The sequence below is a fragment of the Fictibacillus terranigra genome (assembly GCF_030412265.1).
Taxonomy (GTDB): Bacteria; Bacillota; Bacilli; order Bacillales; family Fictibacillaceae; genus Fictibacillus_C; species Fictibacillus_C terrinigri.
The window spans coordinates 45981-68271 of record NZ_JAUHLN010000008.1; the positions used below are offsets into that span (position 1 = coordinate 45981).

General features: G+C 42.6%; 20 protein-coding genes and 3 pseudogenes. 16 read left to right on the forward strand and 7 right to left on the reverse strand.

Features of this window, described 5'->3' with window-relative positions:
• Positions 1-13 precede the first annotated feature (13 nt).
• Complete coding sequence (locus QYF49_RS23630; RefSeq protein WP_290402048.1) at positions 14-148, reverse strand: hypothetical protein; 135 nt, start codon at positions 146-148, stop codon at positions 14-16.
• A gap of 193 nt (positions 149-341) precedes the next feature.
• The gene (locus QYF49_RS23635) at positions 342-1481 is read right to left on the reverse strand and encodes an NAD(P)-dependent alcohol dehydrogenase (RefSeq protein ID WP_290402049.1); all 1140 of its coding nucleotides are present in this window, start codon (positions 1479-1481) and stop codon (positions 342-344) included.
• Positions 1482-1917: 436 nt separating this feature from the next.
• Here QYF49_RS23635 and QYF49_RS23640 point away from each other — a divergent pair, with 436 nt between their 5' ends.
• The 3 genes and pseudogenes from QYF49_RS23640 to QYF49_RS23650 form a co-directional block, all read left to right on the forward strand.
• On the forward strand, positions 1918-3768 hold the full coding sequence (locus QYF49_RS23640) for a sigma-54-dependent Fis family transcriptional regulator (RefSeq protein WP_290402050.1): 1851 nt from the start codon (positions 1918-1920) through the stop codon (positions 3766-3768).
• Positions 3769-3906: 138 nt separating this feature from the next.
• A pseudogene (locus QYF49_RS23645) lies at positions 3907-4309 on the forward strand (IS5/IS1182 family transposase); the annotation flags it as partial.
• Positions 4310-4405, forward strand: a pseudogene (locus QYF49_RS23650) (capsule biosynthesis protein); the annotation flags it as partial. It abuts the pseudogene before it with no gap.
• Positions 4406-4735: 330 nt separating this feature from the next.
• Here the strand turns inward: QYF49_RS23650 and istB are convergent.
• From istB to QYF49_RS26055, 3 genes are read right to left on the reverse strand one after another with little or no spacing between them, the layout of a single operon-like run.
• Entirely contained in the window at positions 4736-5458 is a 723-nt protein-coding gene (gene istB, locus QYF49_RS23655; RefSeq protein ID WP_290402051.1) for an IS21-like element helper ATPase IstB, read from the reverse strand.
• On the reverse strand, positions 5455-5793 hold the full coding sequence (locus QYF49_RS23660; protein WP_290402052.1) for a hypothetical protein: 339 nt from the start codon (positions 5791-5793) through the stop codon (positions 5455-5457). The genes istB and QYF49_RS23660 overlap by 4 nt, the downstream gene beginning before the upstream one ends.
• On the reverse strand, positions 5732-5899 hold the full coding sequence (locus QYF49_RS26055; protein WP_425589636.1) for a hypothetical protein: 168 nt from the start codon (positions 5897-5899) through the stop codon (positions 5732-5734). The genes QYF49_RS23660 and QYF49_RS26055 overlap by 62 nt, the downstream gene beginning before the upstream one ends.
• 123 nt (positions 5900-6022) lie before the next feature.
• Between QYF49_RS26055 and QYF49_RS25930 the strand changes: the two genes are divergently transcribed.
• Positions 6023-6169, forward strand: a complete 147-nt coding sequence (locus QYF49_RS25930) for an ATP-binding protein (RefSeq protein ID WP_354005872.1) — start codon at positions 6023-6025, stop codon at positions 6167-6169.
• Here the strand turns inward: QYF49_RS25930 and QYF49_RS23665 are convergent.
• Entirely contained in the window at positions 6166-6849 is a 684-nt protein-coding gene (locus QYF49_RS23665; RefSeq protein ID WP_290402053.1) for a GntR family transcriptional regulator, read from the reverse strand. The two genes, QYF49_RS25930 and QYF49_RS23665, sit on opposite strands and share 4 nt — an antisense overlap.
• A gap of 269 nt (positions 6850-7118) precedes the next feature.
• On the opposite strand from QYF49_RS23665, the gene QYF49_RS23670 reads away from it, so the two are divergent.
• From QYF49_RS23670 to QYF49_RS23710, 9 genes and pseudogenes are all read left to right on the forward strand, one after another.
• Positions 7119-8318, forward strand: coding sequence for a CaiB/BaiF CoA transferase family protein (locus QYF49_RS23670; RefSeq protein ID WP_290402054.1), 1200 nt, complete (start codon positions 7119-7121; stop codon positions 8316-8318).
• Positions 8319-8334: 16 nt separating this feature from the next.
• The gene (locus QYF49_RS23675; RefSeq protein ID WP_290402055.1) at positions 8335-9612 is read left to right on the forward strand and encodes a 3-isopropylmalate dehydratase large subunit; all 1278 of its coding nucleotides are present in this window, start codon (positions 8335-8337) and stop codon (positions 9610-9612) included.
• Complete coding sequence (locus QYF49_RS23680; protein WP_290402056.1) at positions 9612-10109, forward strand: LeuD/DmdB family oxidoreductase small subunit; 498 nt, start codon at positions 9612-9614, stop codon at positions 10107-10109. The genes QYF49_RS23675 and QYF49_RS23680 overlap by 1 nt, the downstream gene beginning before the upstream one ends.
• 23 nt (positions 10110-10132) lie before the next feature.
• Positions 10133-11044, forward strand: a complete 912-nt coding sequence (locus tag QYF49_RS23685; RefSeq protein WP_290402057.1) for a hydroxymethylglutaryl-CoA lyase — start codon at positions 10133-10135, stop codon at positions 11042-11044.
• 15 nt (positions 11045-11059) lie between these two features.
• On the forward strand, positions 11060-11815 hold the full coding sequence (locus QYF49_RS23690) for a maleate cis-trans isomerase family protein (RefSeq protein ID WP_290402058.1): 756 nt from the start codon (positions 11060-11062) through the stop codon (positions 11813-11815).
• Positions 11816-11844: 29 nt separating this feature from the next.
• Positions 11845-12948, forward strand: a complete 1104-nt coding sequence (locus QYF49_RS23695; protein ID WP_290402059.1) for a tartrate dehydrogenase — start codon at positions 11845-11847, stop codon at positions 12946-12948.
• Between the two features lie 444 nt (positions 12949-13392).
• Positions 13393-14682: an SLC13 family permease gene (locus tag QYF49_RS23700; RefSeq protein ID WP_290402060.1), complete on the forward strand. Its 1290-nt coding sequence runs from the start codon at positions 13393-13395 to the stop codon at positions 14680-14682.
• 50 nt (positions 14683-14732) lie between these two features.
• Entirely contained in the window at positions 14733-15713 is a 981-nt protein-coding gene (locus tag QYF49_RS23705) for a quinone oxidoreductase family protein (RefSeq protein WP_290402061.1), read from the forward strand.
• Between the two features lie 160 nt (positions 15714-15873).
• Positions 15874-16149, forward strand: a pseudogene (locus tag QYF49_RS23710) (AAA family ATPase); the annotation flags it as partial.
• Between the two features lie 329 nt (positions 16150-16478).
• On the opposite strand, the gene QYF49_RS23715 reads toward QYF49_RS23710, so the two are convergent.
• Positions 16479-18359, reverse strand: coding sequence for a Xaa-Pro dipeptidyl-peptidase (locus tag QYF49_RS23715; RefSeq protein ID WP_290402062.1), 1881 nt, complete (start codon positions 18357-18359; stop codon positions 16479-16481).
• A 596-nt stretch (positions 18360-18955) separates the two neighbouring features.
• Between QYF49_RS23715 and QYF49_RS23720 the strand changes: the two genes are divergently transcribed.
• The 3 genes from QYF49_RS23720 (at position 18956) to QYF49_RS23730 (ending at position 21764) form a co-directional block, all read left to right on the forward strand.
• The gene (locus QYF49_RS23720) at positions 18956-20137 is read left to right on the forward strand and encodes a CaiB/BaiF CoA transferase family protein (RefSeq protein ID WP_290402063.1); all 1182 of its coding nucleotides are present in this window, start codon (positions 18956-18958) and stop codon (positions 20135-20137) included.
• Between the two features lie 16 nt (positions 20138-20153).
• Positions 20154-21359, forward strand: a complete 1206-nt coding sequence (locus QYF49_RS23725) for an acyl-CoA dehydrogenase family protein (RefSeq protein ID WP_290402079.1) — start codon at positions 20154-20156, stop codon at positions 21357-21359.
• Between the two features lie 87 nt (positions 21360-21446).
• The gene (locus QYF49_RS23730; RefSeq protein ID WP_290402064.1) at positions 21447-21764 is read left to right on the forward strand and encodes a DUF3870 domain-containing protein; all 318 of its coding nucleotides are present in this window, start codon (positions 21447-21449) and stop codon (positions 21762-21764) included.
• Positions 21765-22291: the final 527 nt, after the last annotated feature.

Below are 22291 nucleotides of genomic sequence, written 5' to 3' on the forward strand. Positions count from 1 at the left end.
TTTGTTTGCTTAACTAATATACGATTTCCAGTGGATCCCCTAGTTCATTCAACCATATAATTGCAATTCTATTATCCTTATGTGCAAACTTTTCAGCTTCTTCAGTAAAGTTGTAATACTCCGGGGCAATTAAGTATTCCCTTTTCATTTTAATCCCTCCTCTATATCATTCCAATATAGTGATAGATAACGTCAGCCGTTGCAATCATTCAATACATGTAAAAAAGGTTAACCAGTTAACAATATCTGATTAACCCTAAGAAAGATGAAATAATAATCATTAAATAATTACCTTCAGTAAACTCTTACACCCGAGCTTCAAAAGGCAAAGATACGAAACATTACTTATTCGACACCAATGGTTCAGCATTGCGATAGCTTTCATCAATAATTAAAATTGGTTTAATAGTTTTACCGCTATTGGAATCTGCAGCTGCTTGATTGATTTCATCGAATTTATATAACTTCACTAGTTTATCAAATGGAAATTTGCCTTCTTTATGGTATTGAATAAGCTGTGGAACCGCAAGTTGTGGCACTGCATCACCCATTAAGACACCTACTAGCTTACGGTTTGCCAGTACTAAGTCCATAAAGGTATTAAATTCAACGGAGTTTGGTGTTACAGCTACAGGTGCACTAACACCACCAATCCCAAGAACATCAATGGATGCTTTCATAACAGCTGAAATGCCTGTTGTATCGACTGAATAGTTAACCCCTAGACCCTCTGTAATTTCAGCTATACGCTCTTCCAAATTTTCAGTCCTACTATTTATGGTGTGTGTCGCACCAAGTTCTCTGGCTGTTTCTAAGCGAGAGTCATGAATATCAACTGCGATAATGATTGAAGCCCCTTCAATTTTTGCTGCCATGAGTGCACCAAGTCCAACTGCTCCTGTACCAAATACAGCAAAGGAGGATGAGGTTTTTGGCTTTAATCCATTAAGTACGGTACCAAAACCGGTTAACAAGCCACAGCCTAGCGGGGCCACCAAACGCAAATCTGCTTCTGGATCTACTTTAATTAAGTTATTTTTATTTGTAATGGTATATGTGGTAAACGAACTTTGTGTGAAGAAGTTTGACACTGGTGTCCCATCTGCTTTAAAAAAAATGTAACTGCCATCTGGACGGGCACCAGTAAAATTTAACGTGGTCCATTCCTCACAGGAAGACGGATGGCCAGTACGACAACCCGCACATGTACCGCAGTAATTGTAAGCCATTACTACTTGATCACCCACATTGAAGTTTTTGACGGCGTCTCCAACCTTCTCAATAATGCCTGCCCCTTCATGACCGAAAACAGCAGGTATCGGATGTGCTGCGTCACCCATACGCAGTGCCTCGTCTGAATGACAAATGCCTGATGCTACCATTTTCACAACAACCTCATCGGGATAAAGCTGCCCAAGTGTTAACTCTTCAAGTTGGTATTCTTCATTGATTCCATTAACAACTGCTGCGGTAATTTTCATAATAAATTCCCCCATTTTTTTAGTTTAACCTTAAAGTTTACATAGACGTTTTTTGAGCCAACCAGCTAATTGATGTCGAAATATAACCGTAAGCTTTGATCTCATCAACCAACTTCCTGTGCTCAATGGATACATACCAGTGACAAAGTAAGCTTCAAACCAACGATGATAACTTGGAGTCTAGGAATTTTTAGTCCGCCCTATATGTGGTTGGTAACCCTTAATTAAATAGTCTATTATTGCATCGCATTCCTCCTTAGGTAAGTGAAGTTTGCTTTCAATATTAATTCATGCAAAAACTGTGCCAAAACGGAAACCGCTTACATACACGTTTTAACTTTTAAGTGTTGTACCATTATGAAACATGTGTACAGGATCAGATGGAACATGATACATTATTTTATAACTGAATATTCTGCAAAAAAGGAGATTTGTTATGGTCGGATCCAACGAACAGTTATTAAAGTCATGGGCACGAAGTCAAATGTATAGACCCAGCTTCACAAGTGCCAAAGACGCTATTCTTTCTGAATATGAGTTCAAACAATATAAGGAAAAAAAAGAAGCTTTTCTAAACGATATTCATCCAACAATTGAACAATTAGCTCATAGGATAAAACCCTCAGGTTCGGTCGTAATTATCTCCGATACAAATAGTTTTATACTTGAAAATATTGGCGAACCGAAATTTTTGGAAGACACCAAAAGAATATATTTACAGAATGGGGCTTGTTATTCTGAAAAAATACGGGGAACAAATTCACTTGGCACGGTTTCCATCGAGAAAAAGACGCTTGCTGTCGTAGGCAAAGAGCATTATTTAGAAGCACATCATAAGCTTTACTGTATTGGCTCTCCTATCTTTGATCCTTCTGGCACACTGTTAGCGGTTTTAAATATTAGCGGCTACAAAGACCTATATCAACCTCAAATGCTCTGTATGATAGATAACATGGCCCGAACAATAGAGGATTCGTTTCTTATTCGCCAACCTAATCCTCAACTTATTCTCTCATTATCTTCAGAACAACAACCAAACTATCAAGCCTTACTGGCTTTAAATGAAGATGGTCTCATCACAGGTGCTAATCGAGAAGCAAGAAATCTTTTAAATTTAGAAACATTGATTCCAGAAAAGATACATATTGATGATGTATTAATAGGAGCCAATAGTATATTGAACGGAGAAGTGCATAAAGGCTTAATTTTCCTTCACAAAAAAGATAATGAACAAAGTCGTTTGCTTTGTTCTATTTGGCACGATTCTCGTATTCCACTTTTTACTTTTTCAAAAGATAATTCGCAATCAAAACCATCTGTCAATTCTAAGCAACCAATGAGAAACAACAACGATGCTTTTAATAATATTTATGGGGAAGACGAGGTATTTCAAAAAGTTATTGACACAGCTAGAAACGCAAGCTCTACGAACTATATGATTATGGTAACGGGCGAGAGCGGAACAGGAAAAGATATGATTAGCCAAGCGATCCATTATTCTAGTTCACGCTCTAACAAGCCATTTGTAGCTCTGAATTGCGGAGGAATTACAAATAGTTTAATGGAGAGTGAATTATTTGGGTATGAAGCTGGTGCTTTTACTGGAGCTAAGCAGTCAGGCCATCCAGGGAAATTCGAGCAAGCTAATGGGGGAACTCTATTCCTTGATGAAATCGGGGAAATGCCAAAGGAGATGCAAATTGCTCTTTTGCGAGTATTGCAGGATTTTACCATCACACGGATCGGTGGTATAAAGCCGATTGACCTAGATGTTCGAATCATTACAGCAACTCATACAGATCTATGGAAAAAAGTTCAAGAGGGTAGTTTTCGTTCTGATTTATTTTATCGTTTGCAAGGTGTACGAATTATGCTCCCTCCGTTTCGAGAGCGAACCGATCGATTGAACCTTGCTGAGCTACTGTTAAAACAAGTTGAAAAAGAACTTGAAAACAAGACTCTTACTTTTTCTGCGGAAGCAAAACACTTAATTGGGACTTACACATGGCCAGGTAACGTTCGTCAGGTACTAGGTGCTCTACGAGAAGCAGCATTTTTATCAAAAGATGGGTTGGTTGATATTGATTGTTTCCCTACATACATTTTATCGAGCTATCAACAACCTAAAATTAAAAACTCCTCACTAAAACACAAAGAATCTCAAGAAATTATTGAAGTTCTGAAAAAAACCGACGGAAATATATCGGAATCCGCAAGAATTCTTGGCATCGGCCGAACCACATTATACCGAAAAATAAAAAAACTTTCCAATTTCATAGATGAATGATTTTACAATTCAAACCCCTTGTCTCAAGCGTTTCAGCATGAAAAAAAGATTACCTCCCCCAATTCTTGTATATTGTAAGTGACCAAACGAACACGAACATAAATAAGAAGAGGGGTACGACAAGGAAGCCTGGTTGACATGCAGGATTTATATGAATTGAACCATGTAAACGGTTTGAACATGTTTTTTCCATGCTTCACATCGAGCCATTATTGCGAGCCGTTCATAAAAAAAACGTTTACGGTGCGCCTGCAAAGCTGAATTATCCCGCCATGTTCTACGGACTGGTCGCCCGTATTTCAGAGGGAATTCCTACCATTAAAGATCTTGTTAAACGCCTGAAGCAGGATATGAGATTGCGGGTTCTTATTCTCGGATCGAATTTCATCGGAAGCGTCTTTCTCCCGTTTTACAGCTAAATTAAGCGAGTGCAATGCCTTTGAAGAAGTTCAGGAATCTCTTCTCCAACAAGCCATTCAAGAAGGGTTTATTAGATGAAGCCGTGGCTATTGATGCCTCTCATTTTGAGTCTCGCGACCGTATCAATGTGGACAATGTTACCGTTTTATCAAAAGCAGCCGTAAAAGAACATCCAACACCTGTAAAACCACGGCCGCTCTTAAACATTGCGATTGCTCTCGCTTGTATGATGTAGTTATTGATTCGTTAGGAATTTTCTCTGTTTATTTCTTGTTAATTTATTTGCGTAATAAAAATAGAGATAAAGGAAGCTTCTATTCATTTAGGTGAATAAAAGCTTTTTTTATATTATGCGTTTCACAAGCGTTTATGCTTGCGTATACGATTATGGGTACATTTGGATTTTAACGAATAAAACCTAGAGAAAAGAAGCTCGGCTGTCTTTTTTCCTCCTTTTTTCTTCCCAGTATTGTATTTGGCAATATAAAAATGCATCAAATGGCAATTAAAAATGCTGTCTTGCCAACATCGCTCTTATATTCCATTTTTACTTGGTTTGAAGCAACGATTCCCGGTAACGATGGCTTTCGCCACTGAACACCACCAGATGTGAATGGTGAATCAGGCGGTGTATGACAGCTTCTGTTAAAATGGGATCGCCAAACACATGGTTCCATTGCCCAAATTGAAGATTGGTTGTGATGATCATGCTCTTTGCTTCGTAACACATAGAGATGACTTGAAAGAGGAGTTCTGCTCCTTGTTTATGAAGCGGAATATATCCCAATTCATCCAGGACGAGTACATCCAGTTTCTCAATCTGCTTGAACAATCGGCTCAGCGAGCCTTTCTCGTGGGCATCCAAGAGCTGATTCACTAAGGATGCCGCCGTATAGAATTTCACTTTCTTTCCCTGTTGCTGAATGGCGTAAAGACTAATTAGACTGGCCAGAAACGTCTTTCCTGTTCCAACCCCGCCATAAAAGATCAGGTTTTCCTGATTCTCCAAAAAACCACCATGCAGAATATAATCTTTCGTTAAACCTTGCCCCAGCTTGATGTCCTTCCAGTCAAACGGGATTCCGGCCACCTTCGGCAGCGTTGCCTGCTGAAGCAGAAGGTTGGTTTTTCGTTCCTCACGGTGCTGAATTTCATGTTCCATTAACCGCAATAAATACTCTTCGTGACTCTCTGCCTTAATCTCATGATAATGCTCCCGAGTCCAGCTTAACTTCAAGCGTTTAGCGCATTCTTGAATGTGTGGGTTCATCCTGCGTCACCGCGTGTTTCCATCAAATAATCATAATGGGACAGCCCTCTAACGGCAGAAGGCACATCAGGTAGAGACTTCTGCACATCAATTTCTTTTCGCTGACCTCTCCCATTAAGAGGCTGATAGAAGATTTGTTTAATGGAGTCGACCGAAGGATGACCGCGCTCGGAGGCAAGACGCAACGCTTCTGTAGGCGTTTGAAAGTCATGTTCCTTCAAGAATACAGAGAGAAGCTGGAGAGCTTGCTGTTTTTCATGAACCGTACACTGCTCAAGATACGTCTGCCATTTTACCTTGTTTTTGCTCTCCATATAACCGTTCATGGCTAACAATCAAGTTGAAATCCTCGGTCAATAGCTTCACTTGGTTGTACGAAATCTTTGCCAAAACCTTCTGTTTAGCAAAGCGCGGGGAAGATGAGTAGATCTTGTTTTTGATTCGAACATAGCCGTATTTATCTGCCTTAACCGATTAAGAAAAGCTGACCAACAGGAGAAACTAGAGACAAAGATAAGAACGTTTGTAAAATCATCAGTCCTTATCATCGATTAAATTGGCTATATAAAACTGGATTCGCACAGTGCACATTACTTGTTTCAAGTAATATTAAGCAGGTATGAACGTGGTTCGATCATTTTGACTTCAACTAAAGGATTTGGGGAACGGACAGAATCACCTATAAAGAAAATAAGACAAATATCTAATTAACCTAACGAAGATTCCGGCTCGTCCATTTGCTTACTTAAGGCAGTATTCGCTACCTTTAAACTTCTTTGGATATGAGCCTCCATTTTTTCTTCAGCTTTTGCCGGATCCCGTTCCTTTAGGGCGAGAAAAATTTCCTCATGGTCGCTCACTAATACGGCAAAACTTTCTGAGCGTTCCTTCAAAATACAGTTTCGTATATAAAGCACCTTCGCGTTAATCACTTCAAATAATTGAATGAGCTGCTTATTTCGGGAAGCAAAGGCAATCGTATCATGGAATTTTTGATTTAAGCTTGTGAGCTTTTGCGTATCAGGCATGGCCAGGGCTTTTTTTGATTCATTGATGATTTGTTCCAGCTGTTCTAATTGTTGATCTGTAATATTTCGTGCTGCTAGTTTGGCTGAAAGAGACTCCAGGCTTTTCCGGCATTCGTAAATATCCAAAATATCCTGGGCATCAGGGTGGTACACAAATAAACTATTTTCTTTTTGGGCGAGCAGGTCATCTTTTGTAAGCATACGAAACGCTTCCCGGACTGTACCCCTGCTGACACCCAGGTTTTCTGCCACTTTTGTTTCTACCATACGTTCACCAGGCTGATATTTCCCCTCCATGATCATTTCTTTTACTATATGATAAACCTGGCTATGGAGCGGTTCGGTTTTTTTTATCTCTCTCATAAAATATCCCCCTGCGATTCTTGTTTTCTGCGATTACGTTCATATTTCTTTATAGGTTAAGTGTACAATAGTTCCAATTTATATCAAAGCTTTTCATGCAGTAAGACAAAGGTCTGTTTATTGCTTCCATAGTAAGAATAAAGTCTGAATTGTTTATTGTTAACTGTTGACAGTTAACTCTCCCAAGGGTATTATAGAAAAAATGAAATCGCTTACTGTAATTAATGAAAATACATAATAACAAAACTTTATTTCAGGAGATGTTCACCATGGGAAAAAAAGCGCTTGAAGGATTAAGAGTTTTAGAGATGGGGCAATTGATCGCAGGACCATCCGCTTCCAGGCTTCTGGGTGAGTTCGGTGCGGAAATCATTAAGGTCGAGACTCCAGAAACAGGGGATCCAATCCGCAATTGGCGCGTGGTAGAAAACGGAACCAGCCTTTGGTGGTATGTCCAGTCCCGCAATAAGAAATCGGTCACGATCAATTTGCGTGAGGCAGAAGGGCAGCAGCTAATTCGCGAATTGGTAAAAGAGATCGATATATTAATAGAAAATTTCCGGCCTGGCACCATGGAAAAATGGGGGTTGGGATACGAAGACCTGAAGGCAATCAATCCGGGATTGATCATGATCCGTGTGTCTGGATACGGTCAAGATGGGCCGTATCGGGATAAACCGGGATTTGGTTCGATTGCTGAAGCCCTGGGAGGGCTCCGCTACATTACCGGTTATCCTGACCGCCCGCCAACGCGTGTTGGAATCAGTATCGGGGATTCTCTATCGGCACTTTATTCTGTGATAGGGGCATTGATGGCTGTATTTCACAGAGATGTGAACAAAACAGGTGAAGGACAAGTCATTGACGTAGCGCTATATGAATCTGTCTTTAGCATGATGGAAAGCACACTTCCTGAATTTGACCGTAAAGGAGTCATTCGTGAAAGGACAGGAAGCACACTGCCGGGAATCACGCCATCTAACACATATTTATGTGCGGATGGCAAGTATGTCGTCATCGGGGCTAATGGAGATGCAATCTTCAAGCGACTCATGAACGCTATGGGCCGGGCTGATACAGCAGAGGATCCCCGTTTTGAAAATAATTCAAAACGGTCCGAACATGCCGACTACCTTGATAATTTAATTGAAGACTGGACCAAGAGCATGCCTTTTGATGAAGTGATGAGGCACCTGGATGAAGCAAAGGTACCGGCAGGAGCGATATACTCCATTGAAGATATTGTAAATGATCCGCATTACCATTCCCGCCAAATGATCCAGGAAGTCAATGTGGAGGAGCTTGGGAAATTAAAAATGCCTGGAATCGTACCTAAGATGAGTGAAACGCCAGGCCAGATCGAATGGGCAGGCCCAAAATTAGGCCAGCACACCGAAGGAGTGCTCGCTGACAAAACCAATTTATCCACCGAAGATATACAGGTTCTCAGGGAAAAAGGGATTATCTAAAAAAGGGGTAATAACGATGGGAATGACAATGTCAGAAAAAATCCTTGCAAAGGCTTCTGGCCAGGCAAATGTCAAAGCAGGGGATATTGTATGGGTCAAGGTTGATATTGCCATGATGCACGACCTTTTGGGACCATGGCTTGTGGATGGGGGATTTCAAAGATTAGGCGGGAAACTGTTCGATAAAGAAAAGGTCGTTGTCGTTTCTGATCATTGTACGCCTCCGGCAACGGTGCAGCAGGCAGATATCCTTAAATTTACAAGGGATTGGTCACGGGATCAAGAGCTTCCTTATTATTATGAGTTCGAAGGGCCATGCCATCAGGTCATTGTAGAACATGGTCATGTGCGTCCGGGGAGATTGATACTGGGGACTGATTCCCATACTTGCATGGCAGGAGGATTGGGGGCTTTTGCAACCGGCATCGGTTCTACGGAAATGATCGGTGTTTTATTGACAGGCGAAACATGGCTGAAGGTTCCTGAAACTATAAAAGTCGTTTGGGATGGCCGGCTGCCTCATGGAGTATATGCCAAGGATATGGTACTTAAAACGATAAAGGATCTCGGACATGCGGGTGCAACCTACCAAACGATTGAGTTTTCCGGAAGTGCGATCAGCGAGTTATCGATGGATGAAAGATTGGTATTATCCAATATGGCTGTCGAAGCGGGCGCTAAAACCGGATTGATTGAGCCCGACCATAAAGTTGCGGAATATTTAAGGTCAAAGGGAGTAACGGAAGAAATTGATATGATCTCCAGTGATGAAGACGCTGCCTATTCAAGGGTCTTATATTACAATGCTTCTGAATTGGAACCGCAGGTAGCCTGTCCGCATGAAGTGGATAATGTTCATCCAGTGAGTTCAGTGGAAGGAAAGGCAGTAGACCAGGTTTATTTAGGTTCTTGTACGAACGGCAGGATCAGTGACTTGAGGATTGCAGCACAAATCCTGAAAGGGAAGAAGATTTCAAAAAACATTCGCTGCCTGGTTGTACCTGCTTCCCAGCATATCTGGATGCAGGCCAACAAAGAAGGGATCCTGGACATTTTGACGGAGGCAGGATGCATTGTGAACATGCCTTCATGCGGGGCCTGCGGCGGATTTACAAGCGGAGTCATCGGGGCCGGTGAAGTGGTCATGTCTTCCTCAAACAGGAACTTCAGGGGACGGATGGGGAGTCCAAAGGGAGAAGTTTATCTAGGGTCGCCTGCTGCTGTCGCCGCGACAGCGATCGAAGGGAAAATCACTGACCCGAGAAAGTATTTGCCTAAGGAGGTCATGGTGTAATGTCATTCATCATTAGGGGACGAGTTTGGACATATGGCGACAACATCAACACTGATATCATTTCGCCTGGCCAATATATGAGTTTGCCTGTGGAAAAACAGGCAGTGCATGCAATGGAAGCGATCGACCCGTCCTTTTCTGAAAAAGTCCAGCCGGGTGATATTTTGGTAGCCGGGCATAACTTTGGCTCAGGTTCCAGCCGGGAAACAGCGCAGATGGTATTAAAGCATCACCGGATTGGCGCCATAGTTGCATATTCCTTTGCACGCATTTTTTACCGCAATTCTATCAATGTAGGGCTGCCTGTAGTGGAAATGGCGGATACCTCTGTCATTTCGGAAGGTGATGAGCTTGAAATCAACCTTTTGGAAGGGAAAATCATAAACCATACGAAAGGGACCGAGTATAAAGGAACCAAACTGCCTGAGCATTTAATTGAAATGGTTAAGCTTGGCGGCCTGGAGCCATACCTTGCGAAGAAGCTAGGAATCTCTTAAATCGTTAAAGGAGCATGATACATATGGATTTGCCCAAAAAGGTAGAAATCATAGAGGTCGGCCCAAGGGATGGGCTGCAAAATGAAGCCGATTTTATTCCGACCGAAAAAAAGATTCAACTTATAAATGCTTTAAACAAGACCGGTATTAAAAGAATGGAAGCCACTTCCTTTGTACACCCGGTTTATGTACCTCAAATGAAGGATGCCAAAGAAGTCCTGGAGGGGATTGAACAAGATCCTTCCATTCAGTATATGGCCTTGATCCCAAATGAAAAGGGGTATGAACGCGCAATCAAGAACGGGGTACGCGCACTCTCTCTCGTAGTCGGCGCAAGTGACAGCTTTAACATCAAAAATGTCAAAATGACAAGGGAAGAATCCATCAATAAGTTCGATACTGTCGTGGAAAAGGCAAAGGATAACGGGATTTTCCTTCGTTATAATATCGCCACTTCATTCTGGTGTCCCTATGAGGGAAAGGTGGATAGCGATCTTGTAATGGACATGGTGACACGAATTGACCGTTCAGGAGTGGATGAGATCGTGATCTGCGACACGATCGGCAGGGCAAACCCAGCTCAGGTATACGGCTTATTTAGCCGAATTTTTGATGAACTGCAGCCGCAAGCGATGATTGCTGCCCATTTCCACGATACATATGGCCTGGCACAGGCAAATGTTGTGGCAGCACTTCAAACAGGGGTGACAAGATTTGATACATCAATCGGCGGGCTTGGCGGATGCCCGTTCGCTCCAGGAGCAGCAGGCAATGTCGCAACCGAGGATGTGGTCTTTATGCTTCACGAAATGGGGATCGACACAGGAATCGACCTTTCTTCACTCCTTTCTTGTGTAGAAATCGTAAAACCGCTGACCAGCAGAGAATTAACCGGGCATTTTCACAAAATCAACGTAAACCAACCACAAATGTAATCAGGAGGAATCATAATGACTAAAAATTATCGAGTAGGTCTTATCGTACCAAGTTCAAATACTACAATGGAAACGGAAATTCCGGCAATGCTTCAATCAAGAATGCAAATCAAGCCGGAAGAAACCTTTACATTCCACTCCGCACGCATGAGGATGATGCATGTTAACCCGGATGAGTTGAAAAAGATGGACGTGGATAGCGACCGATGCGCTGTTGAGCTTTCTGACGCCCGCTGTGACGTGCTTGCATATGCATGTCTCGTCGCTATAATGTGCCAGGGTCCGGGATACCATCAAATTTCTGAAGAACGTTTAGGAAAGGTTACTGAAGTCAATGGAGGGGCAGCTCCGATCGTCAGCAGTGCAGGCGCATTAATTGAAGGGCTTGAAACCATCGGGGCTAAAAAGGTTTCCATCATCACCCCGTATATGAAACCACTCACACAAACAGTCATTGAATATTTGAACGGTGCCGGCATTGAAGTCATTGATTCGATCAGCCTTGAAGTGGCGGATAATCTTGAAGTGGGCCGCCTTGATCCCGAAAACCTGATTGGCCATGCGGACCGCCTGAATATTGAAGGAGCTGACGCTGTAGTATTATCGGCATGCGTGCAGATGCCATCACTTCCCGCGATCCAAAAGGTTCAGGACCGTCTTGGCCTTCCCGTTTTGTCTGCCGGCGTAGCAACTGTATATAAAATATTGAAGGAATTAAACCTTTCCACTGAAGTACCTAACGCAGGCCACCTGTTATCCGGGAAATTTTAATAGCCCAAATCGGGAAGGAGAGCGAAACGTTGAAAAAAATATATAAAATTGCCGTTATTGCAGGAGACGGTATCGGGCCGGAGGTAATCAGCGAGGGGATAAAAGTGGTGGACAAAGTGGCCGAACTGGACGGTTCATTTGAATTTGAATTCACTCACTTTCCATGGGGCTGTGAATATTATCTTGATCACGGGCAGATGATGCCGATTGACGGTTTGCAGCAGCTTCGCTCATTCGATGCCATATATCTTGGAGCAGTGGGTTATCCGGGAGTTCCCGACCATATTTCGCTTTGGGATTTACTACTAAAAATCCGCAAGGGCTTCAATCAGTATGTCAATCTGCGTCCGATCACATTGTTGGAAGGGGCTCCATGCCCTCTGAACGATGTATCCCGCGATCAGATCGATATGCTGGTCATCCGGGAAAATAGTGAAGGAGAATACGCTGGGGCCGGAGATTGGCTATTTAAAGGAAAACCTCATGAGGTGGTACTGCAAACCGGGGTATTTTCCCGCGTAGGAACTGAACGGATCATTAGATATGCGTTTGAGGAAGCCCGCAAGCAGAGAAAATCTCTGACAAGCATTAGCAAGGGGAACGCCTTGAATTATTCCATGGTCTTTTGGGATCAAGTGTTTGACGAAGTGTCGAAAGAGTATCCTGATGTTGAAACGCATTCCTATTTGGTTGATGCGGCAGCCATGTTCTTTGTCAAGCAGCCATGGCGCTTTGAGATCGTTGTCACTTCCAATCTGTTCGGTGATATCATCACGGACTTAGGGGCAGCCATTTCCGGCGGGTTAGGGCTTGCAGCAGGCGCCAACATCAATCCAGAACGGGAATACCCATCGATGTTTGAACCGATTCACGGTTCAGCACCGGATATCGCGGGCAAAGGCATTGCGAATCCATTGGCTTCCATCTGGTCAGCAAGCCAAATGCTCGATTTCTTTGGCCATGAGGATTGGGGTAAAAGAATATTGGCTGCAATGGAACAAGTAATGGTTGAAGGGAACACACTGACGCCTGACATGGGCGGAACCGCAAACACAAACCAAGTCGGGGATGCAGTGGCAGAAAAAATACAGGTTATCGATGCAACTGATATGCCGACTACAGCACCGCGTTAACACTGGGGTCAGACCCCTGGTGCGGTAATGCGTTAATCCGGTGGGGGACAGACCCCCACAGAAGATGCGTTAAATTTATATACTTCAAGGAAAGGGCGGAGGCTTGTTGCGTTATATACTGAAAGGGTCGAAAGAGTAAGTTACATAAAGGTTATTAAGAACTGAGTTCTGAATCTGGGGGAATAAAGAGGATCATTTAAGAAGGCTTTTCTAAAGAAATTGAAATAATATTATGATTATCATTTTGAACCCTTTTGTTCAGACTTTCCAGCAGTCCCCAAATCCAAGTCCCCATTGTCGTAAATTGATAGGGGGGATAAGGGGTTGTTTTTAAAAGAAATATGTAAGCGCTTTAGACTGACATGCAACTTCAGGCTATCTGCACAACCGATGCACTGATCGCCAAATACATTTTAGAACAATTGAAATCAGGAGGCGAAATCTATGAGTTTGGAAATCATTACTCTTATTGTCCTGTTAGCCATGTTCATCATTGGCTCAGTCATCTCGGTGAATATGGGCGTTTTAGGTATTGTGGCAGCTTTTATCGTTGGTACATATGTGAGCGGGTTATCCCTTGAGGACCTTTACGCGGCTTTTCCGGTCGATATGTTCATTCTTTTGGCAGGGGTCACATATTTGTTCGCAATTGCCTTGAACAACGGAACCCTCGACATGATCATTTCAGGCGGGCTTAAATTGGTAAAAGGGAATGTAGGGCTCCTTCCGTGGGTGTTGTTTTTCTTGAGTGCCCTGCTATCCGCAGTGGGAGCTTCGACCGTTGCCGTTGGCCCGATCTTATTCCCAATCGCGCTGCGTTTGGCTTATCAACACAAAATCAATCCTATTCTAATGGGTACATTGATTTCTACCGGAATGTATGCGGGCTCCTTCTCTCCGCTAAATATCTTTGGTTTGGTAGTAAACGGTATCATGAAATCTGAAAAGATACCTCATTCACCTATCATGCTTTTTATCAACTGTTTTATTTTCTACGTTTTAATTTCATTGGTTGTCTTCATTGCATTCGGGGGGCTAAGGTTGCTTAAACCCCGAACCGGTGCCGAATTGGAAGTGGCGGCTGCCGCAGAAGGCGGAGCTGGCGCGGTAAATGCAAAAACTGAAAGCAACGAATCAACCTGGTATAAAATCGCTACGCTGCTTGGAATCGGTCTCCTTATTACATTGGCTATCGGATTCGATATGGATATGGGATTCGGCGCATTGATGATCGGTCTTGTTTTGGCCCTGATGGCTCCTAAAAACCAGGCGGATATCATCAAGCAAATGCCCTGGGGCGTAATGTTAATGGTAACGGGTATCATGACGTATGTAGGTGTTATGGAAAAAGTCGGGACGATGGAATTCATGACTGACCAAATTGCAAGCATCGGAAATCCAGTACTTGCATCCCTTATGGCGTCATATGTTGGGGGGGTAATATCGGCTTTTGCTTCTACAACAGGATTCCTGGCAGCCGTTATCCCGCTTTCAGCTCCAATTCTGCAAGATCCGACCATGTCAGCGATCGGTGTAGTATCAGCACTTTCCGTTGCGGCGAGTGTTGTTGATATCAGTCCATTCTCCACAAACGGAGCCCTGATCATGGCAAACGTACAAGGTGTGAATGAACGTTCATTCTTCAGGAAGCTCTTGATGATTGCAGGCCTTTTCATCGCTCTTGGGCCGGGTCTTGCATGGCTCTTATTCGTACTAATTGGAACACCTTGGTAAAATAAGGATAAACAATAGTGTTCTATTTTGAATGAATGGGAGGATTTTGGATGAAAGCGATTGTTATAACTGAATTTGGCGGACCAGAAGTGTTGAAGTACACGGAGATTGAGAAACCCGCCCTTGGGCCAAAGCAAGTGTTAATCCGTGTTATAGCAACTGCAGTAAACTTTGCGGACATTAAAGCCAGATACGGCAAATATCATGGAACGGGGCAGCCTCCGTTCGTTCCGGGTTTGGATGCTGCCGGGACAGTTGAAGCGGTTGGGGAAGGCGTAAAACGTTTAAAAGCCGGGGACAGGGTAATAGCTTTCCCCAAAAATGGTTCCTATGCGGAGTATATTGTCGCCGATGAAAATCTCACCTTTGCAATTCCGGACAGTATCGACTTTGAAACGGCCGCGGCCTGCCCAACCGTTTCCTTTACCTCATATAAGCTTTTGGCAGATGTCGCAAGGCTTCAGCACGGAGAAACGGTATTGATACATGCCGCAGCAGGTGGTATTGGTACGACTGCGATTCAGCTTGCCAAGGTATTAGGGGCGAAGCGCGTAATCGGAACCATAGGAAATGAAAGTAAAAAAGCTGCAGCACTGGAAGCTGGTGCAGATTATGTCATCTGCTATGAAACCGAAGATTTTGCTGCGAAAGTAAATGAACTGACGGATGGGCGGGGTGCCGATGTCATTCTGGATTCGATCTCCGGATGGGTTGCAGAAAAAAGTCTTGAATGTCTTGCGTATTATGGAAGATTGGTCAATTTCGGCAATGCCGCCGGGGGCATGGTAGGCCAAGTCAAAACAACGGATCTGCATTCCCGCTGCCGTTCTGTTATGGGGTTCAGCTTGGGAACCACCCGCGACAGACGCCCATACCTTTTGCAGGATACGGCTGACCAGGTGCTTCCTTATTTGGCGGATGGCCGCCTGCAAATGAAGATCGGTTCACGTTTTTCCATTGAGGATGCGGCAAAGGCACATGAACTGGTGGAAAGCAGACAAAGTACCGGTAAGATATTGCTAACGTTATAAAATTTCTAAGGCAGGGAACCTACCCTGTCTTTTTCACTTTTTTTCTACCTAATTTACTAATAGAATACCCAGGAATCCATCAGTTGTATGTTCGGTTGTGTTGGAAGAGATGCTGGGACGGTTGAATTACTCGGCGGAACGGTAGCTTTTTGCAGTATGGACAGGTGAATGCGGATTGGGCAAAACGATGGCCATCCGTAAATTGACGGATCAGCTCGATGCGTCTCTTTACAAACTTCTCTACCTGTCCGACTCCAAACTGACGCCTCGCCATTTTTATAAGGGGATGTTGGAACAGCTTGGACTCGAATCAAAATTTTATCGAGGGGATGCCAAGCGCCAACTCCACCGAGAAATTGAGCTAATGAAAGGCATTCATCAGCGGACCCCAGTGGTGGTCGTGGATGAAGCCCATCTGCTGGACCGGGAGATGTAGGAAGAAGTGTGTTTTCTCCTGAATTTCCGAATGGATGCCCAGCCCATGACACTGCTACAACAGGAAAAGCATTATTAATCCAAATGTTAACAAATTAAATTTTTAAAACTCCAAATGATTTACTTTAAAGGTAAGTAAATATTCAGATCGGGATTAAGGAATGACTCCGAATCTATGAAAACAAATGTGCTGCAGCTGCTTTCTAGGTTCGGTGATCTCAAGAAAAAATATGTTTAGGGGAAAGAAGAGTTGTTAGCAGGAAAGGTTGGGTTCTGGGGTGGAATAACAAAAGCCACAGAAATGGCTTCTGTGACTTATCTTCCACAAGTTTATTTAGTCTTTTTGACTCCCACTAAAGGCAGTTCTGCGTAACTTTGTCCAAGGTGCACGTCGTAAGTGGCCCCAGTGGTTGACGCAACGGTGCGTCTGTAGTCGCTTCCCGCAACAATGACTCCGATACGGTGTCCCGCTTTAAATACATAGTCTTCAGGCAAGGTGTTCCATTGGAACCTGTACGTTTTCTCTGGCCTTAGCTCGTCCTCGATTAAGATCGATTTCCAGTTCTGAGGATCGAACCATCCTCTTGTTACCACCTCATAAGGTGCGGTATGGATCGTTTTTTCTGTCTCTTTATAGCATGCATCATCTGCAGCCGAGCTTTCTCCCCAGCAGCTTTCCTCAGTAAGAGTCCGGATTCCTTCACCTTTGCTTTCATGATCTATACGAGTATCGGTTCCGTAATCCACGATGAGCACCGTCAAATTCGAATCTGGCTTGTCTACGCCTGCACGCAGGGAAATTTTAGGTCTGCCGCTTAAACGAACATTATTCTTCAATGTATCCGTCAGGAAAACCAACCGGTCGCTTTTTACCGTCGTTTCATTCGTTACCATGTCCGTTTCGGTTTGCTTGGGGTTATCCGTAAAACTTTGGGTGGACATTCTTTTCTTCACAGGGGCTGGAGATAAGATGCCGTTTGAATCTTTATTTGGTCCCGGCAAAAAGCGCAGTTTCAGTGGGTGAGCCTTCTTATCTGGCCATGATGAATAAGTTTCCCAGTTATCTGCTCCGCGTTCAATATCAACAGCTGGTTCCTTCATAATGCCATTTTCAATGTCAAGCAGCCAATAATCAAACCATTGATGTAAGGTATCAACCCACTCAGCCCTACGGAAATCAAATGGATCGACGTGACCGATCTGAGATAACCATAGTTTGCGAGGAACATCCTCCTTGGAAAGTGCCTCCCACCAATCAGCGAATTGATTCATCTTCACGTTGTAGTCATTGAGGCCATGTACAGCAAACACACTTGCCTTAACGTTCTTTACATCTTTTATATAATTTCTCTCATTCCAAAAATCATTATAGTCACCAGTTTGATCATCAGCCTCTTTATTCAAACGGTCAAAAACAGGCTGACAAGCCTCTTTTCTAGCGGTACTGGTCACCGTCCGGGCTAAGCCGCCAGGACCATTTTTATAATATGTAAGTCCTTCATAGCGATAATAATTGTACCAGCTGCTTATGGCACCAATCGGCACGATGGTTTTTAACCCCTCGACTCCGGTTGCAGCGACACCATTAGCTAAAGTACCATCATAAGATTTACCAATCATTCCGACATTGCCCGTTGTCCACTCTGCTTCTACAACTTTACCGTTCTTATCCCTGGCAGTGGCTCGTCCATTCAACCAATCTATTACTACTTTGATACTTTCAATCTCCTCGTATCCGCCAGTCGTTGCACATCCGTCTGATTGGTTTGTCCCCACCATTTCTGGATGCACCACAGCATACCCTCTAGGGACGAAATAGTTATCGTAGAAAAGTGGAAACTTCTCATTGATACCATCTTTGTCCTTGTCTTTAATTTCACTTTCATTTCCTCTGCCTAAGCGTTCGTAATAAGGACTTGCATCCATAATGACAGGAACTTTCAATTTGGAGCCTGACTCTTTTGGACGCATAATGTCTACCGCTATGCGATCCGCTTGTCCATTAAGATCAGTATCTAGGCTTGATTGGACAAAAACGGTCTCGCGGATGGCATCATTATAAGAGTACCTGGGTTGTGATTTCAAAACGGCTTTTGAATGACTCTGACTATTTTTTTCCTCTGCAGTGGCATTTGTATCGTTCAAAGATGATAGGGTTAAGGAAAAGGCTGTCAACATCGTAGTCAATGCTATAAAACTTTTCTTTCTCATGCAATTCCTCCTTTCTAAGATAAATTAATTATAGGAGAAACGTCTGGTATAATAATAGGTTAATTTTACCTGAAAGTGTAAAATTTTCTCCCCCTTGTTATTTAAATATAAAGTGCAATTCGTTTATAAATACGGCTAATAACTAGTGTTTAAGTTCTAATGCCGTGACCTTTTAGGTCCTATAGTCTCATTGTTATTCGCTAGAGACTGGGTATTTATTACTTTTGTCGAAGTGGTTAGGATGATTCTAGAAAAAAATTTTCGACTTTGTTTATTAAGTGCAATACAACGGTCAGTGCCTCTATTAGCCTTTTAATGTTCTTCATAATAAAAATTTCTGATAGGAAGATTGAAAAATTCTGAATATTTAATTATGATGATACTATCCATCCGATGACAGCAATAAGCCCTGCTGCATAGCCGGTTTGTGTTTTATACTGAGAATAGAATAGAGAATTGACTTTGTTCACTTGATCTTCTTTTGCAGGAAGACAAGCCTTGGATAAGAGTCAGTAAAAACTTTCAATGTATAGTGACATTGTTTGTTTTTGCTGACTCTTTTTATTGTACCGAAATGACAAGAAAGAGGTGATTTAATGGGGTTGGCTCTGGAAGGCATTAAAATCATTGATTTATCCCGGGTATTAGCAGGTCCTTTTTGTACGATGATCCTTGGTGATTTAGGAGCAGAAATCATCAAAATTGAACACCATGAATCGGGCGATGAAACCAGGTCGTGGGGTCCCCCTTTTAATGGCGGGGAGAGTGCGTACTATCTATGTGCAAACAGAAATAAACAAAGCATCACACTTAATTTAAAATCTGAAAAAGGAAAAGAAATTTTTACGAAGCTAGTATCTTCTGGGGATGTAGTCGTACAAAATTTCAAAACAGGAACGTTAGACAAAATGGGTATGGGTTTCGAGCAACTGAAAACCAGTAATCCTAAATTAATCATGGCCTCTATTACAGGTTTTGGTTCAACCGGTCCGTATAAGGATTTACCTGGGTATGATTTCATTATTCAGGCAATGAGCGGACTAATGAGCATCACTGGTGAAAAAGAAGGCAGCCCAGTCAAAGTTGCAATTGCGGATGTGTTAACGGGTTTATATACCTGTATAGGGATCTTAACCGCTTTGTACCATCGAGAAAGAACTGGTGAGGGTCAAGAAATTGATATTTCTTTAATGCATTGCCAGGTCTCGTCATTAATCAATGTGGCAAGTAATTATTTATGCAGCGGAGTGGATCCTGTGAGAATGGGAAATCAACATCCAAATATTGTGCCGTATCAAGTGTTTTCTGCCAAGGACGGTGCACTTGTAGTTGCGGTTGGTAACGACAATCAGTTTCGTAGATTTACTAAAATATTGGAACGGCCGGATTTAGCGAATATGAAGGAATTTTCAACTAATGAAGCACGTATTCGCAATAAAAAACAGTTGGTCACCATATGTGAAGAGCTGTTGATGATGAAGACAAGAAAAGAATGGAAAGAACAGTTTGATAGAGAAGGGATTCCTAGCGGCCCTATTAACACCATTAAAGAGATGTTTGAGAATCCCCAGGTAAAGGAGCGGGATATGGTAATAGAAATGGATCACCCTACAGCTAAGAATCTAAGGTTAACTGGTTCTCCTTTAAAACTTTCAAAAACACCGGTTACGATGAGAAAATATCCCCCATTATATGGGGAGCATACGGACTCTGTTCTGCTCCAGATGGGATACCGTAAAGAAGAAATAGAGGATTTTAAACTAAATAAAATCATTTAGGAGGAATCAAAACATGATGAATTTTGAACTGACAGAGGAACAAAGAGGTGTTCAGAAAGTAGTGAGGAAATTTGTTGATAAGGAAATCTCCCCCTATATTCGGGAATGGGATAAAAATGGTGAGTTCCAGCCATCTATATTAAAGAGATTAGCGGATTTACAGCTTATGGGTGTCTGTATACCTGAAGAATACGGCGGAGTCGGAATGGACTATAATACCTTAGCCATTGTTTGTGATGAATTGGAGCGCGGAGATACAGCATATCGGACGGCTGTTTCTGTACACACTGGGTTGAATAGTATGACTTTATTGCAATGGGGAACAGAAGAACAAAAACAAAAATATCTTGTTCCTCAAGCACAAGGAAGAAAAATCGGCGCATTTGGGCTGACAGAACAGAATGCAGGTTCCGATGTGGCGGCAATGAATTCTACTGCTGTTCGAAATGGAGATCACTATATATTAAATGGTGCTAAAACTTGGATCTCTCTTTGTGACATCGCAGACCACTTTCTTATTTTCGCCAAAACTGATTCCAGTATGGGGCACCAAGGAATCACTCCATTTATTGTGGAACGGACATTTGAAGGAGTAGAAACAAAAGCAATTAAAGGAAAATTAGGCATTCGAGCCGGAAATACCGGAGAAGTGATTTTAAATGATGTTAAAGTTCCTGTTTCCAACAGACTGGGAGAAGAAGGAGAAGGATTTAAAATTGCAATGTCTGCGTTGGACAACGGACGTTTTACGGTAGCTGCTGGTGCGTGTGGACTCATTAACGCGAGTTTGGAGGGCAGTCTAAAATACTGCCATGAAAGGAAAACATTTGGAAAGGAAATTGGCAAGCATCAACTGGTACAGCAAATGATTGCAAAAATGAGCTCGAATCTTGAAATTTCCAGGCTCCTTGTTTATAAAGCTGGCTGGTTGAAAAACGAAGGAGAACGTAATACAAGAGAGACCTCTCTAGCCAAATGGTTTGCTTGTGATGCTGCTTTCGACGCTGCAAATGATGCAGTGCAAATCCATGGCGCCTATGGTTACTCTGATGAATACCCTGTTGAGCGTTACTTAAGAAATTCCAAAGCTCCCGTCATTTATGAAGGGACAAGAGAAATTCATACCATCATGCAGGGTGAATACGCTCTAGGTTATAGAAATGATAAGCCACTTCGTCAAAAGTTGCCTGCTTGGCCTTTCGAGGAAGTTTCAATTCATTAATCATTTGAAAGGAAATGTAAAATCACCTGCCGCGTAAACTGCTATAATTTATTCTAACATCCAATGAAAAAAGAAGGGACTGGTTCTATGAATACATATTTTATAGCAGGGCATGCTAAACTTCCGCAAGGCATGGCCGCAAGGAGTTTATATGATTCAGTAACGATCACATTGGAACTCGACTTTAAATACGGGGTCATCATTGATGCATCTTGTACACTTGCAACCGAGCATGGGAGGGAATATATTCGTCAATTGCTCTGTGGCTATAGTCTGGATGAAGGTGTTGATCAGTTAATCGAAAGGATTCAAAAGCATTACCGCGGGAAAGCAAGCCAAGCCATTCAAGCTGCTATAAAGGATGTTTATAACCAGTTTGAGATCGTCTCAACTTGTAATAGTTAAGTATTCACCACCATACGGGACTATATTATAACAATAATACGATATGATTTTAGGATATTGTTAAATCCAAAATCCATTCTATCTAGTGGAAAACGCCAGATGTGAGAGATCTTGAGTTGGCGTTATTCCAGCCACGCTGGCAGAGCTTTACCAACAAATGTTCGGTACGGAGGTATGTCTCTTGCCTATAATACGTCGGTAGCAATCTTCGGCGGATTTGCTCCGTTTATTGCAACATTTTGATTACGTACACAAACGATCCGCTTAGCCCATCTTATTACGTGATTGGTGCGGCTATCGTTACCCTTATCACTTTAGTGACTATGCTTAGAGAGACGAAGAAGGCAGTTTTTACATTTAACTCGAAAAGTAAGACTACTAATAATAAGGAGTCTTGCAGATTCGATCGGTTTTAATCTATCAATGATCTTCTGGTACTGGATGCAACTGATACTCTATTTAAAGGCTGTTTTTTTTCCTCCTTTGTTCTTCCAAGTTTAATCGTTTGCTCATGAAAAGCCTCAAGG

Coding starts and splice junctions, on each gene's coding strand:
- QYF49_RS23685 (WP_290402057.1), top strand. CDS start 10,133: ATGGATTTGCCCAAAAAGGTAGAAATCATAGAGGTCGGCCCAAGGGAT.
- QYF49_RS23665 (WP_290402053.1), bottom strand. CDS start 6,849: ATGAGAGAGATAAAAAAAACCGAACCGCTCCATAGCCAGGTTTATCAT.
- QYF49_RS23670 (WP_290402054.1), top strand. CDS start 7,119: ATGGGAAAAAAAGCGCTTGAAGGATTAAGAGTTTTAGAGATGGGGCAA.
- QYF49_RS23720 (WP_290402063.1), top strand. CDS start 18,956: ATGGGGTTGGCTCTGGAAGGCATTAAAATCATTGATTTATCCCGGGTA.
- QYF49_RS23730 (WP_290402064.1), top strand. CDS start 21,447: ATGAATACATATTTTATAGCAGGGCATGCTAAACTTCCGCAAGGCATG.
- QYF49_RS23715 (WP_290402062.1), bottom strand. CDS start 18,359: ATGAGAAAGAAAAGTTTTATAGCATTGACTACGATGTTGACAGCCTTT.
- QYF49_RS23675 (WP_290402055.1), top strand. CDS start 8,335: ATGGGAATGACAATGTCAGAAAAAATCCTTGCAAAGGCTTCTGGCCAG.
- QYF49_RS23640 (WP_290402050.1), top strand. CDS start 1,918: ATGGTCGGATCCAACGAACAGTTATTAAAGTCATGGGCACGAAGTCAA.
- QYF49_RS23635 (WP_290402049.1), bottom strand. CDS start 1,481: ATGAAAATTACCGCAGCAGTTGTTAATGGAATCAATGAAGAATACCAA.
- QYF49_RS23725 (WP_290402079.1), top strand. CDS start 20,154: ATGAATTTTGAACTGACAGAGGAACAAAGAGGTGTTCAGAAAGTAGTG.
- QYF49_RS23705 (WP_290402061.1), top strand. CDS start 14,733: ATGAAAGCGATTGTTATAACTGAATTTGGCGGACCAGAAGTGTTGAAG.
- QYF49_RS23630 (WP_290402048.1), bottom strand. CDS start 148: ATGAAAAGGGAATACTTAATTGCCCCGGAGTATTACAACTTTACTGAA.
- QYF49_RS23680 (WP_290402056.1), top strand. CDS start 9,612: ATGTCATTCATCATTAGGGGACGAGTTTGGACATATGGCGACAACATC.
- QYF49_RS23690 (WP_290402058.1), top strand. CDS start 11,060: ATGACTAAAAATTATCGAGTAGGTCTTATCGTACCAAGTTCAAATACT.
- istB (WP_290402051.1), bottom strand. CDS start 5,458: ATGAACCCACACATTCAAGAATGCGCTAAACGCTTGAAGTTAAGCTGG.
- QYF49_RS23700 (WP_290402060.1), top strand. CDS start 13,393: ATGAGTTTGGAAATCATTACTCTTATTGTCCTGTTAGCCATGTTCATC.